This is a genomic window from Rhizobium sp. BIGb0125 (assembly GCF_024810055.1).
Classification (GTDB): domain Bacteria; phylum Pseudomonadota; class Alphaproteobacteria; order Rhizobiales; family Rhizobiaceae; genus Agrobacterium.
In genome coordinates, this window is the sequence record NZ_JANUDV010000009.1 from 14,643 (window position 1) to 32,494 (window position 17,852).

A 17,852-nucleotide genomic window follows, 5' to 3' on the forward strand; every position below is an offset into this window, starting at 1 on the left:
AAAGAACGGACAACACGTGGGCGTGACTTACTGGGCGCAACGAGGTTGTGTTGTCCCTAACAAGTGCTGCCGACGCAGACGACCCGGCCTGGTCGTGTCAGGTCCTGACCGTGATGGAAGTCTTATGAAATGTTGGTACTTGGTAGGTAGCCCGAACCGCTGGCGTCAACGGCGAGGGAAATGTGAGGGAACGGGATATTGATGCCGCGCTGATCGAAAACCTGCTTGATGATTTCGTTGTAGGCTCGCCCAGTTCCCCAATGACTGCCAGCCAACGTCTTGATGCGTGCTCTGACCGTTATGAAGCTGTCGCCGAAAGCGGTGATGCCGTGCATTTCCAGGTCGTCAATCACCTTGTCTTTCCACTCCGTCTGCATCAGCAAATCAAAGGCCTCCTGCATGGCACTTTTGACGGCGCCAATGTCTTCCCTGAGCCCCACACGGATTTCCGCAACATGATAGCCAAAATCCTTCATGAGATTGGAGACAGTGTCGACCGAGGAAAATGGAATGAGGTGAAGTGTGCCATCCAGTGAACGTATGGAAACGGAGCGAATGGTAAGCTTCTCCACGGCGCCGGTCACGTTACCAAGGCTGACGATATCGCCCTCGTTCATGACATTTTCAAGTTGAATGAAGACGCCAGTAATTATGTCCTGCACGAGCTTCTGTGCACCGAAACCAATGGCAAGACCAAGTACGCCAGCGCCCGCCAAGAGTGGTGCGATGTTCACACCAATTTGTGCCAGTGCAAGCATTGTCACCAGGATCACAAGTGCAATGTTGAAGGCGTTACGAAACAGGGAAAGTAGCGTCTTCTCGCGACTTGTCGGTATCGAACCAAATTCGGGATTGAGCCGGTATTCGATCCATGATGACATAGCCAAATAGGCTAGAAAGCCAAGCAAAAGGATGACCAGTGCTGCAATGGTTGATGTTGTGAAGCGTTGGCCGGTCTCCGATGCCAACCAGCCTAGAAAATCGATCAATCCCCAGGACTGAGCCACCGCGATCAGAACCCCGGCCGACACCAGAGAGCGGACGATCTGCATCATCAGCGGAACGAAGGCTTGTAGCCTCGCCTGAAGCATTGGCAGACGAAGCCGTACGTCGTCCGGCAGTCGAAGGCCAGCATTTGCAAAGCGCGCCACGAACGCGATCACCAAGCCCCCAAAAATGAATGCAAGGATCGATTTAATCGTTGCTGCCACCATGAAGGGCAGCGCAATTGCCGGATTGACGAGCCAAACGATAAGAGCCGAGACGACATAAGCGATTGCAAGAAGGTGCCATATGCCGGCCAAAAAAGCTCCGCTACGACTGATGAAGTCGACCCGACCGCTTGCCGCTCTCGCAGAGAGTGTTTGTTTCACCCGGTCACGGTTTTGTAAAATAATGATCACAGCGATGAGCAAAACTGTGAGCATTACCACGACGCGAACCACTTGCGCTGCCGTGTCAGAGGCAAGCGAGGCGATAACGGGTGCCACGAACAAGAACGTATAGCCAACGAGCGAGATTATTCGCGTCAGCCAGAAATACCAGTAGGCTGCAGTCGTATCGCATACAGGAGGCAGGCGAAGAGCTGGAAAGCGCGGCTGCAGCATCGTCCGCATGGCGACCTTCAGCAGTTCTACCATGAGAAATGCATTGAGAAGCAGTGTCTGGTTGATGTCCATTCGGCCCGTGCCGCCGCCAACCACCTGAAGGGCAATAATGTAGCCTGCACCCCAAGACAAAGCGATAGCCATAATGTCGATGAGCGTTGATATTGCCGTGAAAAGCACGCGCAAAGACCAGTGTCTGCCATCGGCTCGGCTTGCAAAACGGTGCTGTAGAAAATGAGTTGTCATGCGCAACACGAGATAAGACGCAAACAGCGCTGCCCCGACCAGAAGGACGTTGAGAACAAACGCCTGAAGAGCGCGATAATTCATGCTGTCTGGTTCGGAGATAATTGTCGCTATGCTGGAGACACCATCCCAAACGGCCTCTCCTCCAGCGACGATATGCTCTGCCGCCGCTTTTGTTTGTTCTGCAATCTGGCGAGCAATCGTGGGCTCACCGGAATCGGATGTGGTCGAGGCTTGGGCTGCAGCTTCACTTTTCAGGCGGCTCAACAGTGCATGACGCGCTTCTTCGTTCTCGAGGATACGGATCAGGTCATCGACACTGCTGGCCTGCTTTGAAACGGCTTCGCTTCCGTTTTGGGCGAATGATGGGGCGGATAGCAGGATCATCGATAGAAAGAGAATGAAACTGGCAACGATATTACATGCACGCATGCTGGCTTTCGAAGTCTGGGCTGAAATAAAAAGGTTCGAATTGTCGCTGGCCGCGGACCGGACAGCATGACTGCCGCTGCTGACAAGATGAGTGTCGTGCCGGGCAGGGTTGCCGAACCTAGTTCAACACGGCCTGGAGAAACTCTCTTGTCCGCTCCTCGGTGGGATCGGTGAAGATATCTTCAGGTGCACCTTCTTCTCGAATTCTCCCGCGGTCGAAAAAACACACGCGATCGGAGATTTCCCGCGCAAAGCGCATTTCGTGAGTTACCAGCAGCATTGTGAGATCATGTTCATCGGCAAGCTTGCCAATTACATTTAAAACTTCACCGACAAGTTCCGGATCGAGCGCTGACGTTGGTTCGTCAAACAGTAATATGTTGGGCCGCATGGCGAGCGCGCGGGCAATTCCCACGCGCTGCTTTTGTCCTCCCGAAAGCTGGCTGGGATATTTGTTGGCTTGATCAGAAAGGCCTACAAGTTCCAGCAATTCCTCTGCGCGCAACCGGGCGTCAGCTTTTGATAATCCGAGAACCTGGACTGGGGCCTCCGTTATGTTCCGCAGCACCGTCATGTGGGGAAACAGATTAAAGTGCTGAAACACCATACCAAGTTTGCTGCGCATTTTGCGAAGGTGCGCTTCGCTTGCCGTGATCAGTTCGCCACTGGCATTTCGTTCGTGCCACAGAGGCTCGCCATCCACTGTGACGCTTCCCTCATTGATACCTTCCAATGTCATGAGAATTCGCAGGACAGTGGATTTGCCCGAGCCCGAAGGGCCGATGATGGAGACTTTCTCACCCTTGCGGACGTTAAAGTCCAATTTGTTGAGGACGGTGAGGTCACCGAAGCGTTTTACCACCTTGTCGAACTTTACGATTGTATCAGTCATTTCAGGGGAATTCCTCGAGTGGGTAGCGAGGCGTCGACAAGGCGAACCCCGGCAGACGCAATGATGGTCATGATGAGATAAATGAGACCGACCATCGACAGTGGGATAAGGTAGTCGAACGTGCGGTCTCCAACTATTTTGGCGACGTTCAACATTTCCAGAACGGTTACTACCGAGAGGACGGGAACGTCCTTCATGATGGAAACGAGATAGTTTCCCATGGCCGGAATGATGCGTGGCACCGCTTGCGGCAATACGATGTGGCTGAACGTGCGTCGGAAACTCAGATTAAGCGCACGCGCCGCTTCGCGCTGGTCCCTGCCAACAGCTTCCAGACCAGCGCGATAGACCTCGGCCGTATAGGCACTGTACTGAATGCCAAGGGCCAGGGCACCGGTCATGAATGCCGGCAGAACTATGCCGTGTTCCGGCAGCACATAGTAGAGAAAGAACAACTGCACGAGCAATGGCGTGTCGCGTATGAACTCGGTAACTGCCTTGGCGGGCCAGGAGATGAAACGCGACGGTGCATTCTTGAGAACTGCCCACACCAGACCAAGCACCAGTGCTACGACAAAACCTAACACAGCTGCCTGGATTGTGACCACAAGGCCATTGAGCAAGATCGGCAGGATGGAAGCCGCAAACGCAGAGGGACTGGACAGGTCCCATTCATAACCGAAGAGCATCGATCAGCTCCTTCCTGTGCGCCAGCGGCTCACATAGAGTTCCACACTGCGCATGATCGCCGTGAGGACCAGGGCCATCCCGAAATAGGCAAACAAAAGCATTGTGTAGATCGTCGTGCTGTCCTGGGTGAAATTACGGATCTGTTCGGCGCGAAAAGCCAAGTCGCCGAGGCTTATGAGCGAAACCAGTGCTGTGTCTTTTAGGTTTTGCACTGCGAGATTTCCGAAGGAAGGCATCATTTCCGGCAGCGCCTGGGGTATAATGACTGTCAATAATGTCTGGCGCGGCGTAAAATTGAGCGCTCGCGCAGCTTCACGCTGATCCCGGTGCACGGCCACGATAGCACCACGCACGACTTCGGCTCCGTAGGCGCCTATGTTCAAACCGAGCGCCAGAACACCAGCGAGTATCGGGGGCAGGCGCAAATCAATACCGATTGCCATACCTGCAAGCGGCAGCGCGAAATATAGCCAGAATAATTGCACCAAGAGCGAGGTGCCGCGAAATATCTCGATATAGGCAATAGATAAAACCCTGACGGTCACAAATCTGCTCAGTTTTCCGATTCCCGCCAGAAATGCGAGGATTGCACCCAGAACGGTGGAATAAACGGTCAACTGAATTGTAACCCAGGCTCCCTCGAGAAGCGGTCCGAAATATTCGGTCCAATGCATCGAATGATCCTTAGACTAAGATTTTTTGGCCCCGGAAGTTGAGCTTCCGAGGCGCTTTAACAGGATTAATTTGACACAGAGCAGAGTTCCTGTGTGCTGCGTTTGAGTGAGCCATCCAGATCGGATTGAGTGAAACCATAGGAGGTGACGATCTCCGCCCAGTCTTCAGTGTTCTTGATGTCAACAAGCGCCTGATTGACGGCATCACGCAATGTCACGTTGTCTTTTGCAAAGGTAAACCCGCCCCAGCTGCGCACGGCCTCTCCGTCAACGACCGGGTCAGTAAAGTTTTCTGCAAGTTCGACGCCATTATTCTGCTCAGCCAGGTTGCCGACAGTGAGACTTGTCGCGGCATATGCGTCGGCGCGTCCTGTGGATACAGTCGATATGGCATCTGCGTTGGCCGAGATGGTGACAAGATTGGCTTCGTCCACGCCAAGTTTCTGCATCATCTCAAGCTGGTCCGCGCCAGCCATAATTGCCACTTTCAGATCGCCGTTTTTGGCAAAGTCCTCGAAAGCATGAATGTTCTTTGGATTGCCACTGGCGACCAAAAGACCTTCGCCGTAAGACGTGTTCGGATCGGAAAAAAGGACCTGGTTGCATCGGTCTGGCAAGATCGCCATTTCTGCGGCGACCATATCGAAGCGGTTCGCCTGCAAGCCGGGGATAAGAGACGAGAAGTTGGTGGCAACCCATTCAATCTTTTCGACGCCCAGCTTTTCCATGATGACCTTTGCCACATCTGGACCGGCGCCTTTTGCTTCACCTGATGGGTCGACATAGCCATAAGGAATTTCATTTGCGACGGCGATACGCACGGTTCCGCTTTTTTTGATCTCTTCCAGGGTGGCGGCGTTGCCGGGATTAGCCGCCAATGCTGTCGTTGCGGCTAGTGTCAGCAGGGTCAAAACTTGCTGTGAAAATTTGGTCATACACGTCTCCTGATTTCATGCTTGGATGGACAAGTGACAAAGCTGATTTCGTCGCCGCATTTCCATCCCGCGCGGTGCGCGCGTGCCCGTAGTCGACAGGCTGTTCCAATGTGTAAAATCTGAAAAAAGCAGATTTCTGCTTTCGATAACACGCCATTTATTTAGATTAATCGAACTAAATATCAACCACAAAAAAGCCGCAAATTAGACTTCGATTCTCTAAAGTATCGTCTAAATGCCTGAATAGACGGACTTTTATCCTCGTATATAATTTTCAATCGTTTCTATTTTTTGATTTTATGCTCGATAATGCTTAGCCTATCTAAGGATGTGGAGGGCATGTAAATGCATTCCTATTGTCTTTGGTTCCCTCTAGAGTTACAGCGCAGTGAACCGACAGGGAAAAACGATGGAAGATCGTACCAAGCTTGCACTGACAGCAATTCGAAAAATCTTGCGCGCGTCTGAGCTTAATTCAAAAGAGCTTATGCTAGAAACGGGCCTGACGCCGTCACAACTTATCTTCATGCAGGTGTTGGACGGGCAGGGTGAACAGACCGCGGGTTATGTTGCTGCTCACATGGGGATCACTCAGGCAACGGCGACTGCTCTGTTGAAAAAGCTGGAAGCCATCGGGATGATCCATCGCCGCCGCGGCGAGCGAGATCGCAGACAAGCTCTCTTGTCGATCACAGATCATGGCCAGAAAATTTTGGCCAAAGCGCCAAATGCGGTGCATGCCGAATTCCAGAAACATTTTTCCCGGCTTAAAGATTGGGAGCAAATGACACTTGTTGCGTCGCTTGAACGGGTTGCAGATATGCTTGACCCGGATCATGACGATCCGGCCGCAGTGTTTGACCATATGGTGCATTTATCTGGCGAACCATAATTCGCTATTCGGCATTGGCCCGTCCCGGTTCCGTGGGCTCGCGCATATGAGGTCTGCTCTACAAAAAATCGGCCAGGCGCGGTAGCGAGCAGGTGTGCGAAGATGTCTTCCGGCCAACAGGCTGGAAATTACGTATTTTTTACGTTGCGAGCAGAAAGGTCACGAAGCGTGACGCGCATGGCTTCGTTGCCATCGTTGTGGATGGTTCTGTACCGATAGTACGAGAACACACACAGGCGTCAAGACAGCCAGTGCTGGCGTGATGGCGCTTGCTGTTGGAGGCTCGTTGCAGCCACTGGAACCCTAAACCTTGCTCCTGCAGGGGCAAGGCCTGACATCAGCGGGGGTGGAGCCAGAAAACCCTTGGGCGCGCCCATCTGGTATCCGCGATGCAACTGTTTTGCCAGGCGCGACAGGGATTATTATCGGCTTCAGTCGCAGATCGCTTCCACCTCGATCTCAACCTCGTAATCCCCGATCAGATTGCCGGCCTCGATCAGTGTATTGGCCGGCAGGACCAATGAAAAGGCACGACCGTGAGCCCGGGAAACTGGTTCCCACTGATTAGCATCGCGCAAGTAGATTCGGGTTCGTACAACATCCTCCATACTGCCGCCCAGCGCGGAGATGGATGCTGCGATCTTATCAAGAATGTAGGTGGCCTGTGCGCCAGCATTTTTGGGCGCAACACATCGGTCCGCGCCATGGGTCGCTGTTGTGCCGGAGACGAGTATGCGACTGCCAATCCGGACCGCGCGGCTATATCCAGCGATGGGCTCCCAGATGCTGCCCGACGATACACGGGAACGACCAGGTCGGCCGGGGACAGGGACTGCGGTATAGATAGACGGGATGGCGTCCAGATGGTGACTGAGATCGCCAGATGCCGTTAGGAACGGTGGCTTGCGGTATTCATCGCCGCAGTCACCAGGAATGGGATGTGTTTTTGCAAAAGCTGCGTTAAGGGCCGCATGGTCCTCACCATCCAGCGCGAAGGAAAATACCTTCAGATTATCGTCACGATGCTCGTTTTCTCCGATCCGCGCGCCGACGATGGTAGCAGCGACAGCATTATGTTCGAGGACCCACCGGCTGGCGACATTGGAGATCGAGACACTGTGTTTGACCGCGATACCGGAGGCCGCCCGCAAAATGCCTTGAAACGCGTCCCACCCGCCGGCGGTGTCAATGAAGCGCTTATACTTCGAGCGGCTCCAGTCGGGGATGTTGACGGGTTCGGGCCGGTCGAGCCATTTTTCGGAGAGAAAACCGCCGCAAAGTGTGCCATAGGCCAGCAGCTTGACACCGCTTTTGGCGCAGAGATCGGACAACGCTCCGGCCGCCCGGCGATCAACGAGAGAGAACGAGACCTGATTGGTGGCGATCTCGATACCATCGGCCAAGGCCAACGACAGATGTCCGGCGTCGAAATTGGTCAGTCCTAACGCGCCGATCAGGCCCTCTTCGCGAAGGCGCTGCATTTCGTGAAGGGCGTCGAGCCATGCGGGGTGCTCAAAACTCCACCAGTGAAACTGAAGCAGATCGATACTGTCGACCCCTAGTCGGCTCAGGCGTTCCTCAACGCCGCGTCGCACGACATCCGCAGTCATCGGGCCGGGCTCGGGGCACCACTTGGTAAAAGCGACTGGTCTGGCGTTGCTGTCATAACGCGCCAAAAGACGTCCGGTAATCACTTCGGCCGAGCCATAATGATCTGCCATATCGAATGTGTCGAAGCCGTCGCGCGTGTAGGCTTGAAGTGCATCGGCGCCCTTGTCCGGGTCGATTACCGTGCCGTTCTTTTCGATATCGGCAACCTGCCAGAGCCCGCAGACAAGACGGCTGATTGAGAGGTCCTTGGTGATCGCGATGCGATCGGGCCGCTTTGCCATGGGTCTATTCCTTAGATTTTGCCGCGCGCTTGCGCGTGAGAGATGCAATTGTGTTCGACGCGCCGAGAATGCCGCGAGGGCGCAGGAGCAGGATTAGGCAAAGACCTACCCCGATCATGACAATCTGCAGTGATGCAGCGCGCGCCTGCTGCTCCGGCGGGACGAAAGCGGAAACAGTTGCGGCCGACAGCGCCCAGAGGCCCCAAACGATCACCGCGCCAAGAATGGCGCCGCGATTGTTGCCGGAGCCACCGACTATCAGCATTGCCCAGACCTGGAAGGTCAAGATCGGTAGATAGTTGTCGGGTGCGATGAAGCCGATGAAATGCCCTTGTGCGGCACCCGCCAGCCCCATGATGGCGCCGCCGATGGTAAAGGCCTGCAGCCGGAAGCGCATCGGGCGCTTGCCCAGCGCCTGCGCGGCAGCTTCATCCTCTCGGATAGCCCTTAGCACGCGCCCCCACGGGCTTTTGGCCAGATGCTGGAGGGCGAGGTACAGTGCCAATACGACGGCGGCCATCAGCGCGAGATTAGAAAGGCCAAAGGCAAGCGGATCGCCGGCCAGATCGCCAAACGGACGCGGAATGAAACCGATACCGAAAGCGCCGCCTGTGAGCGGCTGCAGGTTGAGCACGCAAAGCTGCACTGTGACGGCCACACCGAAAGTGGCGATTGCCAGATAATCGGACCGAAGCCGGATGGTAAGCGCTCCGACCAGCCAGGCGGCTAGGCCTGCGAAAAGCGCGCCTCCGATCCAGCCGATGGGGATTGGCAGGTCGAAGCCGCCGACACGACCGGCAGCATCAGGTGTGGTCAGCAGGGCCGAGACATAGGCGCCGATGGCCACAAAAGCGGCTATGCCGACGTTGAACAAACCCGTCTGGCCCCACTGCACGTTGAGACCGAGGCACATGATGGCATAGGTCAGTGCCATCGTGAGGAAGAAGGCGGCATAGGCAATCAGGTCCAGGCTCATGTCGCCCTCCCGAACAGTCCGCGTGGACGCAGAAGAAGGACCGCAACAAGGATCACGAAGGAGACCGCAGCGCGCCATTCCGCGCCGATCATTTGCACGGCCGCAGCCTCTGAAAGCCCGACGATCAATCCTGCGATCATGGCACCGGGTACGCTACCGATGCCGCCGAGGATCGCGGCGGCAAACAATGGTAGCAACAGGTCATGACCCAGATAGGGCCGTATCTGAACCAGCAGCCCGGTCATGACGCCCGCGATGCAGGCGAGCGCTGCACCAACGAACCACACCCAGCGAATTACCCGGCGCACATCGACGCCGGCAATTCCCGCTAGTGCGGGGTTTTCGCTGACAGCCCGCATCGAGCGGCCAACATCAGTTCGGGTCATCAGCAGGTGGATGGCGATGACGGCAACGAGAGAGACGCCCATTGATAGAAGTTGATCGGGCGTTGCGCGCAGTCTGCCAATGAGCGGAACGGCGATTTGCAGTGCCTTGGTGTAATAGGCGGGTTTCGAGGTGAATATGAACTCAAGCAGGCTGCGCAGGGCAAGCGAGGCGCCAAAACTTGCCATCACCAGAATGATAACGGCGCTGCCGCGCGCTCGCAGGCGGCCGAACAATACCGCGTCCACGGCGAGTGCCAAAGCACCTGTGAGGATGATTGCGAGCACGGTTGAAAGCGGCAGAGACCAGCCGAAGGAGAAGGGCCCGACAGGCTTTGTCAGAGTGGAGAAGAGCAGGCCGAGGCCGCCGCTCACTGCGAGCGCCAGATATGCCCCCCAGGAGAGAAGCTCGCCATGGGCAAAATTGGCAAAGCGCAGGATCGAGTAGGTCAGCGTGACGCCGATGGCGCCCAGGCCAATCATTGCGCCGGCAATCAGGCCATCCATCAGGAATTGTGGGTTCATGGCTGCGGCACCTCATGTTGCTGCGATGTGCCGAGATAGAGCTTGGCGATCAGAGGATCGCCAAGTAGGCTTGATGCATTTCCTTCATGGCGGATTTTACCTTCGACCAGAATGACGGCGCGGTTGGCAATCGAAAGGGCAGCCTTGACGTTCTGCTCAACCAGAATGACGGTGACGCCGTCGGAATTGATTTCCTGCAGCATCGCAAAGACTTCCGCGACGATCTTCGGCGACAGACCGGCCGATGGTTCGTCGAGAATGAGGACTGGAGGATCAACGATCAGCGCTCTGGCTACCGCAAGCATCTGGCGCTGTCCGCCGGAAAGCGCCCCCGCCAGCCGCGATGGTTTTGTCATCAGATCGGGAAAGCGATGGTAAAGAGCAGCGATTTTTTCAGCGCGGATGGGCTTTGGCAGGACGGCGGCAGCAAGCTGGAGATTTTCGTGAATGGTAAGCGTTGCGAAGATGTTTTCCGTTTGGGGTACGAAGGCGAGGCCCTTTCCGATCTTGCGGTGGGTAGTAACGCGCGTGATGTCGCTCTCCCCCAGGAAGACGCTGCCGGAATGCACAGGGACGACACCGGCAATCGCCTTGACGAATGTCGACTTGCCGGCTCCATTGGGTCCGAGAAGCACCAGCAGCTCCCCGGGCGCGACTGACAGGTCGATACCGCGCACGATCGGCAGGTCTGGTTCATACCCTGCGACGAGCGCTTGGGTGCGAAGCGCGGGCGCCGTCATGCTGCAATCCCGAGATAGGCATTGATCACGTCGGCATTGGCAGCCACTTCGGCAGGCGTGCCTTCGGCCAGAGGTTTGCCGAGCGACATGGCAACAACGCGAGAGCATAGCCGCGAAACCATGTCCATGTTGTGCTCGATCAGCAGTATGGACTTGCCCTGCCTGTTGAGATCGATGACCCGCTCCATGATGGTTTCGAGCAGGGCCGGGTTGACGCCCGCTGCAGGTTCGTCAAGCAGGATTGCCTGCGGGTCGGCCATCAGGATGCGGGCCAGTTCCAAAAGCTTGCGCTGGCCACCTGAGAGCACTTTTGCCGGTTGGGCCTCGAGGCCTGACAGCGTAACAAACTCCAGCAGGCCCCGTGCTTTTTCGATCGCTAGCTTCTCCTGGTTTCGGACATGACCGAACCGCAGGAAATTCGCGAAAAGCCGCTCGCCGTCCTGGGCTTGCGCGCCGGTCATAACGTTTTCCAGCACAGTCATTTCGAGGAAGGGCTTTGGGATCTGGAAGGTGCGCCCGACACCGCGCCTGATGCGCTGTTCAGGGCTCTCTTGGGAGACGTCGAGGCCACCAATCCAGATTTCTCCCGATGTCGGCCGTAGACTGCCAGCAATCAGATTGAAAAGCGTTGTCTTACCGGCTCCATTTGGACCGATCAGTCCCAACATTTCGCCAGCTGCGAGTTTTAGCGACATGCCCTCGACGGCCGTATGGCCTTCGAAACGCTTCACGAGGTCGCGTGCATCGATCACGGCCCGCAGATCGGGAGCATTGGTCACGGGGGCTGATGACGCGGAAGAGTGCATGAACGAAAGAAGTCTCTTGATTTGATCGGTGATGTTTGATCAAACTTTACCTCATGAAGAAAATCAACCCACAAAAAGTTGTTTCAGGCGATGCAAATGGGACGGTAATCGAGATGAGTATTGTTTCTGAGGCCAGCAGCTTTGATCGCGGTGATGCACTTGCGCCGGTTGGTCGCGAGACGCTGCAAGATCGCGTCTACACGCAGCTGCGCAATTCGCTGATCAATGGCATGTTCGATGCTGGCGACATCTTGCGCATTGTCGATCTTGCTGAGCGGTTGCAGACCAGCACCATGCCAGTGCGCGAGGCGCTGGGTCGGCTCGTGTCCGAGCAGGCGCTTGAATCTTTGCCAAACCGGTCGGTGCGCGTACCGCTTATCACTCGCAGTCGCCTCGATGACCTAGCCCGGGCACGCATTCTGATTGAGGGACAAATGGTCGCTCTCGCATTGCCATACTTGACAGCCGACGACTTCGCCGTCCTCAAGCAGATCAATGTCGACTGCGATCTGGCTTTCGAGCAGCACGGCAAGGATATCGGCCACGTCACCTCTGCGCTGAACCAGCGCTTTCACTTCCACATCTATCAGGCCGCACGCTCGCCGGTACTGATCCCGATCGTTGAAAGCCTCTGGCTTCAGTCGGGGGCGATCATCCGCAAGGCGGCGCATATCCATGATGAACAGGGCGGACTGGCGGCGACCAACCACCACTGGTCCATGATCGATGCCATGGAACGACGCGATGTTGAAGGGGCGACGCAATCGCTCACCAACGACATCAGCCGATCTTTCGATCTGATCCGAGGGCGACTGGAAGACGAGGTAGGGAAAGGGCACAACCATGGCTGATCCTTTGGATGATGGTTTCGACCTTTTCGACCTGCGCATCGATGTGGTCTTTCCCGAAGGCGGGGCCGTCTATTGTGGAGCAAAGCCCGGTGATCACTTCGAACTGCATGGCGAGATGCTGCACCTGCCGCCCGGTCAGGGCATCTCCATTTACTCGCTGGCATCCGTTTTGCCCCTGCTGGCCGCAAAGCAGCGTGCGACCCATCGCAACGACTGGATGACGACGGATACCGAAATCGCTTGTCCCGATCCGAATTGTTCCACCCGGTTAAGGATCACCCGTACGGGTCTCCGCCGTTTCAGCCACGCCGCGACGACAGCGGTTCCCTTGATAGCAGAATAGGCCAGTAGACATGCAACGCATCACCATCGCCCCCGGTTACGAAATATCGCGCGTCATCCGTGGCGGCTGGCAGCTGGCGGGCGGTCATGGCGCGGTTGATACCGAAAGTGCGATCGATGACATGATCGCCTTTGCCGATGCAGGCATCACCACATTTGATTGCGCCGACATCTATACTGGCGTTGAAGAGCTGATTGGCCGCTTCCGTCTGGCCTATGGTAACCAGCGCGGCACCGAAGCTTTGTCGCGCATCCGGGTGCATACCAAGTTCGTTCCTGATTTGGCAGTCTTGCCAGTCATCACAAAGGCATATGTCGAGGGCGTCATAGATACTTCGCGCAAGCGCCTCAATCTCGATTGCCTTGATCTCGTCCAGTTCCACTGGTGGGCGTACGATATTCCAGGCTGGCAGGAGACAGCTGGCTGGCTGAAGGAACTGCAGCAGGCCGGCAAGATCGGCAAGGTCAGTGCTACCAATTTCGATACCGATCATATCGAGGCGATCGTTGCATCTGGCGTGTCGTTCACTTCACTTCAGCTGCAATATTCGTTGCTCGATCTTCGCCCGGAAAAGCGAATGGTGGAGCTCGCTGCCGATAAGGACTTTTCGCTGTTCTGCTACGGCACGGTGGCCGGCGGCTTTCTAGGTGATCGTTGGCTCGGCCAGCCAGAGCCCGAACATCCGCTCGAAAACCGTTCGCTCACCAAATACAAGCTGATTATCGACGATTTCGGCGGCTGGGAGCTGTTTCAGGCGCTGCTGTCGACACTCCGCAAGATCGCTGATCGGCATGATGTGGATATCGCGACCATAGCCAGTGCAGCCATGCTGACCAAGCCCGGCGTGGCCGCTGTGATTGTTGGTGCGCGCAACCGCGACCACCTGCCATCCAATCTCGCCATCGCAAATGTCAAACTCACCGACACAGACCTGGCAGAGATCGAGTTGATCCTGCGACAAGGCAAAGAGCTCGAGGGTGACGTCTATACGTTGGAGCGGGACCGGGAGGGCCGTCACGGCAGCATCATGAAATACAATCTCAATAAAGGGGAATAAAAATGGGAACGAAATTTCTGCTTTCAGCCATTGTTGCAGCACTGGCGACGTCCACGGCACCAGCGTTCGCAGCCGATTGCGATATCACCGTTGGCCTCGTCATGGAGTTGACGGGGCCTGCTGGCGAATACGGTCAGGCAGGGGCGAAATCTGTCGAGATGGCTTTCCGTGACTTCAACGATGCCGGTGGCATCGATGGCTGCAAGGTGGTGGCCGATACGCGAGACAGCCAGAGCCAGGGCAACGTCGCCGTTGATCAGGCAACGCAGCTTGTCAACATCAAGAAGGTGCCGGTGATCATCGGGGGTATCATCTCGTCGGTGTCGATCCCGATTTTGACCTCGGTCACAGCTCCGGCCAAGGTCGTGCAGGTTTCGCCTGCCTCGTCCTCACCGACGCTCACCGAGCTTGGCCGACAAGGCAAGACCAATGGTGTGTTTTTCCGCACAATCACCTCTGACGCGCTGCAGGGCACTGCGGCTGCCAAGTATGCGATGGATCAAGGTCTGAAGAAGATCGCCATTATCAACGTCAACAACGATTTCGGCGTCAACATGGTGAAAGAGTTCACCACTGCCTACACGAAACTCGGCGGCACCATCACCTCTACGACGCCTTACAACGAAAAGCAGTCGAGCTATGCTTCTGAAGCCAGTGCTGCGATGGCGGGCGAGCCGGATGCGCTTTATCTTGTCAGCACGCCGGTTGATGGGGCAACGATTGCACGCGCCTGGATTTCCGGTGGCGGCAAGCAGACCTTTCTCTTAAACGACGGCATGAATTCCAAGGACTTCGTTGAAAGCGTGGGCGCGCAATATCTCGAAAATGCCTACGGCACGTCTTCTGGCACAAGCCCTACGGCATCGACGGAGTATTTCAACAGCAATTACGAAGCCTTCTCTGGCGGTATATCCCCATCTGCTCCTGCAGCTGATCGTTCCTATGATGCTGGGGCGATCGTGGCGCTGGCTATTGCCAAGGCAGGAAAGTCGGATGCCGCTGCCATCAAGGCTGCGGTGGCGGAGGTTGTGGCCGATGGAGGGACACCGATTCATGCCGGCAAGGAGGAATTTGCCAAGGCGCTGCAGCTTATAAAAGACGGCAAGCCGATAAAGTATGAGGGCGTTATCGGTCCCGTCAGCTTCGACCAGTATGGCGATATCACAGGCCCGTTCCGCCTTTGGAAAATCACCAATGGCGAAGTGACGACAGTCGGAGAGTTGAGCGCAGAAGAGGTCACAAAGATCAAAGCGTCGAATTGATCACTTGGGCGGGCTTGGCATAATTGTTTCAAGCCCGCACTCAAACCACCTCTCGACTGGCACCAGCACCTCGTCTGCACGACGTCTCTCGAGAGTTTGCCAACTTGAAGCCAAAGTCCGCGCGACACGCAACAGAACTGCGGTTTGATCAACGGTACTCGCGCTTGGGTCAGCGCAATCGCATAAGAAGACGGTGTGCTTTACAAGTAAATATGCCACCCCAGTCGGACGTCTGGCATTCGCGGCTGCGCGCATGGATTGCTTTGGCGGGGGTATCCACAGCGAATCTGCACTGAAGGGACGAGTGACCCCTGGCTAAGTTGTAGGCGTTCCGGTTTGTGCCGAAGAAAAGTGAACGCCGTGACAAACTGCGTTTGTAATCGGGAACAATTTTTCCGCAAAGGCATTTGCGCCTGCAAGATAATCGGGCCGTCGATACCATGCGTGAACTTCTCACAAGCTTGCTTCTTGTCTCCTGCCTTCTTCCAATGACTGCTGGCGCTATGAAGGTGTCATCTCATATAATGCAGTTTTCGAAACCGCATGCTTTTACAAATCTTGACGATGAACCGCTTTGGACATCGCAGGTAAGGCGCGTTGATCTCACCGACCAATCATATGAGCGACTCCCAGCTCGCCTTTCTTCTTTTGCTATGATCGCCGACGCAAAACCTGCTGGCAACGCAAAAGCTGTCAATCGCTTTTCCATACCTGTACAATTGGCAAACGAAGGCGAGTTATCGAGTGCGCCGCCGGTCAAAGCGCAGAATGTAGATCCCGGAGGATGGTGCAGTTCGCGCTATCGCTCTTACGATTCTGGCAGCAATACCTACCAGCCATACGGGGGAGGACCTCGCCGCACCTGCGTACCTCCGGCCGAAATGCAGGCACCTGAGCACCTAGCAGGTGTTCAAAATACAATAGATCTGGACGCAAATGCCCAGTGGTGTATGGAGCGATATAGTTCCTATCGGGTTGAGGACAACACATACCAGCCTTTTACAGGAACTCGTAAACAGTGTCTTGGGCCCGGGTCGCAGTCCGCTAGCAACGCTTTAGGCAACTCTTCCGTTGCACAGTTCTGACAGCCTTCCTATTCAACAAGGTTTTACGCAGGGACCAGTCGCTAAGAGCGAAATGCTGATCGTAGGGTGGGCATCAGCCTCCTGTACAAGTGGCAATGCCTGCTTTCCGAGGTGACATCGACCGGGTGTTTTAGTGCCGCCATTTCTGCGGTCAGCTGTGAAAAACGTTCCGCTGCCACCCATGCTCTACAGCACCATCCAAGAGGGCGCGCTATTTCGACTGTAGCGTATTGCCTGTATATCGAAACAAACAATGCATGTGAGCAGCCGATCATCCAGTCTCGACGACAACGAAGGACTGGCTCATGAAATCTATCGGATACAAAACACGCATCTGCGTGGCTGGGGCTGGCGCTATTGGCATTACGCTTGCGGCCAGATTGATCATTGGTGGACATAACGTTGGACTGATCGCCAAACAAGAAAGCGTTGATTTCATTCGCGAGAATGGTTTGCGCCTTGACGACACTGAAGGGCGTCACGAACTTGAGGTAGATATAGGGGTCGCGGCAGATTTTCACAGAACCGACCTTCTTTTCCTTTGCTCGAAGTCGCATGATCTACCTGCCCTTGCGCAGTCAATTGCTCATCTGATTGGGCCTGATACGACGGTGGTACCCGTGATCAATGGGATACCCTGGTGGTATTTCGATGGGATAGATGGCGCGCGCGAAGGAAAGACCATATTTTCTGTCGATCCGCAAAACGTCCTGAAGAAGATAATTCCGTCTCATCAAGTTATTGGCACCACCACGGTCATGACGGCTCAGCGTATTGATCGGGGCTCGGCGGTCACATTCAATCCACTGCAGATGACGATAGGTGAGCTGAACAACCGGAGAAGTTGGCGGCTGGAAGCTATCGCCGAGATCCTGCGGCAATCTGGAATTACAACGAATATCGCGCCGCGAATACGAGATTCTGTCTGGACCAAAGTGACGAGAAATCTGATTTCCAACCCACTTACCGCGATAACTGGTGCCACATTAAGAGAAAATTTTGGAGATCCCTATCTTTCAGACATCAGCCGCAAAATGCTCTATGAAGTCCTCCCTGTTGTCAGCGCGTACGAAGCTAAACTCGAGGTCGAACCGGAGGCCATACTTGAGATGGGGAAAAGCATGGGCGATGTAAAAACGTCGATGTTGCAGGACTACGAACGGGGTCAACGTCTCGAATTATCAAGCATTTGCGACGCCGTTCTTGAGTTGGCGGCCCTGGAGCGAATTTCGATGCCCGTTGTTCAGACGATTTCCAACGTTGCGCGTTTCCGCAACGTTCAGCACGGTAGAGTCACCGCTGCACAACCTGTCGCAGCACTGAATGGTGGGTCTGGGCAACTGGAACTCTCGCACAATCCATAAGATCCTCTGCAGCCGCCACGCTCCTTTTATTGTCGGTGTGTGGCTGTTTGTCAGCAGCAGGCGATCGGGCAGGTTGGGAGCGCCTTCAAATTGAGCGGAACGATAGGTATGTTTTGGGCGGATTTATTCGCTAAAAGACTATGCTCCATTTCGTTTAAACCCGTCAGGGAAAACAAGACGCTCTCAAAATGAGACGCAAA

Annotated in this window: 17 protein-coding genes; 7 read left to right on the top strand and 10 right to left on the bottom strand. The window is 55.5% G+C overall.

All coding sequences use genetic code 11. The features are described 5' to 3' along the window. Positions 1-122: 122 nt before the first annotated feature. The 5 genes from M2418_RS22000 to ehuB all read right to left on the bottom strand — a co-directional run bounded on the left by M2418_RS22000 (position 123) and on the right by ehuB (position 5,476). Entirely contained in the window at positions 123-2,285 is a 2,163-nt protein-coding gene (locus M2418_RS22000; RefSeq protein ID WP_259149106.1) for a mechanosensitive ion channel domain-containing protein, read from the bottom strand. 118 nt (positions 2,286-2,403) lie between these two features. Then, positions 2,404-3,177, bottom strand: coding sequence for an ectoine/hydroxyectoine ABC transporter ATP-binding protein EhuA (gene ehuA / locus M2418_RS22005; protein WP_259149108.1), 774 nt, complete (start codon positions 3,175-3,177; stop codon positions 2,404-2,406). Then, positions 3,174-3,866, bottom strand: a complete 693-nt coding sequence (gene ehuD / locus M2418_RS22010; RefSeq protein WP_259149109.1) for an ectoine/hydroxyectoine ABC transporter permease subunit EhuD — start codon at positions 3,864-3,866, stop codon at positions 3,174-3,176. Before ehuD ends, ehuA begins: the two co-directional genes overlap by 4 nt. Positions 3,867-3,869: 3 nt before the next feature. Then, positions 3,870-4,541 carry an ectoine/hydroxyectoine ABC transporter permease subunit EhuC gene (gene ehuC / locus M2418_RS22015; protein ID WP_259149111.1) on the bottom strand — a complete coding sequence of 224 codons (672 nt, stop codon included), beginning with the start codon at positions 4,539-4,541 and terminating at the stop codon, positions 3,870-3,872. Positions 4,542-4,606: 65 nt separating this feature from the next. Then, positions 4,607-5,476 carry an ectoine/hydroxyectoine ABC transporter substrate-binding protein EhuB gene (ehuB, locus tag M2418_RS22020; RefSeq protein ID WP_250984665.1) on the bottom strand — a complete coding sequence of 290 codons (870 nt, stop codon included), beginning with the start codon at positions 5,474-5,476 and terminating at the stop codon, positions 4,607-4,609. Between the two features lie 409 nt (positions 5,477-5,885). On the opposite strand from ehuB, the gene M2418_RS22025 reads away from it, so the two are divergent. Beyond that, positions 5,886-6,368 carry a MarR family winged helix-turn-helix transcriptional regulator gene (locus M2418_RS22025; RefSeq protein ID WP_192490138.1) on the top strand — a complete coding sequence of 161 codons (483 nt, stop codon included), beginning with the start codon at positions 5,886-5,888 and terminating at the stop codon, positions 6,366-6,368. A gap of 431 nt (positions 6,369-6,799) precedes the next feature. Here the strand turns inward: M2418_RS22025 and M2418_RS22030 are convergent, their stop codons facing one another. Genes M2418_RS22030 through M2418_RS22050 form a run of 5 tightly spaced genes read right to left on the bottom strand, consistent with a single transcriptional unit; the run spans position 6,800 to position 11,690 of the window. Then, positions 6,800-8,260, bottom strand: coding sequence for an aldo/keto reductase (locus tag M2418_RS22030; RefSeq protein WP_259149115.1), 1,461 nt, complete (start codon positions 8,258-8,260; stop codon positions 6,800-6,802). Between the two features lie 4 nt (positions 8,261-8,264). Then, a complete protein-coding gene (locus M2418_RS22035; RefSeq protein ID WP_250984664.1) occupies positions 8,265-9,236 on the bottom strand; it encodes a branched-chain amino acid ABC transporter permease in 972 nt (323 codons plus the stop codon). Further along, positions 9,233-10,144: a branched-chain amino acid ABC transporter permease gene (locus M2418_RS22040; RefSeq protein WP_250984663.1), complete on the bottom strand. Its 912-nt coding sequence runs from the start codon at positions 10,142-10,144 to the stop codon at positions 9,233-9,235. Before M2418_RS22040 ends, M2418_RS22035 begins: the two co-directional genes overlap by 4 nt. After that, on the bottom strand, positions 10,141-10,884 hold the full coding sequence (locus tag M2418_RS22045) for an ABC transporter ATP-binding protein (protein ID WP_259149119.1): 744 nt from the start codon (positions 10,882-10,884) through the stop codon (positions 10,141-10,143). The genes M2418_RS22040 and M2418_RS22045 overlap by 4 nt, the downstream gene beginning before the upstream one ends. Next, entirely contained in the window at positions 10,881-11,690 is an 810-nt protein-coding gene (locus M2418_RS22050; protein WP_250984661.1) for an ABC transporter ATP-binding protein, read from the bottom strand. Before M2418_RS22050 ends, M2418_RS22045 begins: the two co-directional genes overlap by 4 nt. 113 nt (positions 11,691-11,803) lie before the next feature. Here M2418_RS22050 and M2418_RS22055 point away from each other — a divergent pair, with 113 nt between their 5' ends. From M2418_RS22055 to M2418_RS22075, 6 genes are all read left to right on the top strand, one after another. Continuing rightward, entirely contained in the window at positions 11,804-12,541 is a 738-nt protein-coding gene (locus tag M2418_RS22055) for a GntR family transcriptional regulator (RefSeq protein WP_250984660.1), read from the top strand. Further along, on the top strand, positions 12,534-12,884 hold the full coding sequence (locus M2418_RS22060) for a TIGR04076 family protein (protein WP_250984659.1): 351 nt from the start codon (positions 12,534-12,536) through the stop codon (positions 12,882-12,884). The genes M2418_RS22055 and M2418_RS22060 overlap by 8 nt, the downstream gene beginning before the upstream one ends. A 10-nt stretch (positions 12,885-12,894) precedes the next feature. After that, positions 12,895-13,941 carry an aldo/keto reductase gene (locus M2418_RS22065; protein WP_250984658.1) on the top strand — a complete coding sequence of 349 codons (1,047 nt, stop codon included), beginning with the start codon at positions 12,895-12,897 and terminating at the stop codon, positions 13,939-13,941. A gap of 2 nt (positions 13,942-13,943) precedes the next feature. Next, positions 13,944-15,203 carry an ABC transporter substrate-binding protein gene (locus tag M2418_RS22070; protein ID WP_250984657.1) on the top strand — a complete coding sequence of 420 codons (1,260 nt, stop codon included), beginning with the start codon at positions 13,944-13,946 and terminating at the stop codon, positions 15,201-15,203. Between the two features lie 653 nt (positions 15,204-15,856). Continuing rightward, positions 15,857-16,288: a BA14K family protein gene (locus tag M2418_RS25830; RefSeq protein WP_405049466.1), complete on the top strand. Its 432-nt coding sequence runs from the start codon at positions 15,857-15,859 to the stop codon at positions 16,286-16,288. Between the two features lie 305 nt (positions 16,289-16,593). Next, positions 16,594-17,652: a ketopantoate reductase family protein gene (locus M2418_RS22075; RefSeq protein ID WP_250984656.1), complete on the top strand. Its 1,059-nt coding sequence runs from the start codon at positions 16,594-16,596 to the stop codon at positions 17,650-17,652. Positions 17,653-17,852 lie beyond the last annotated feature (200 nt).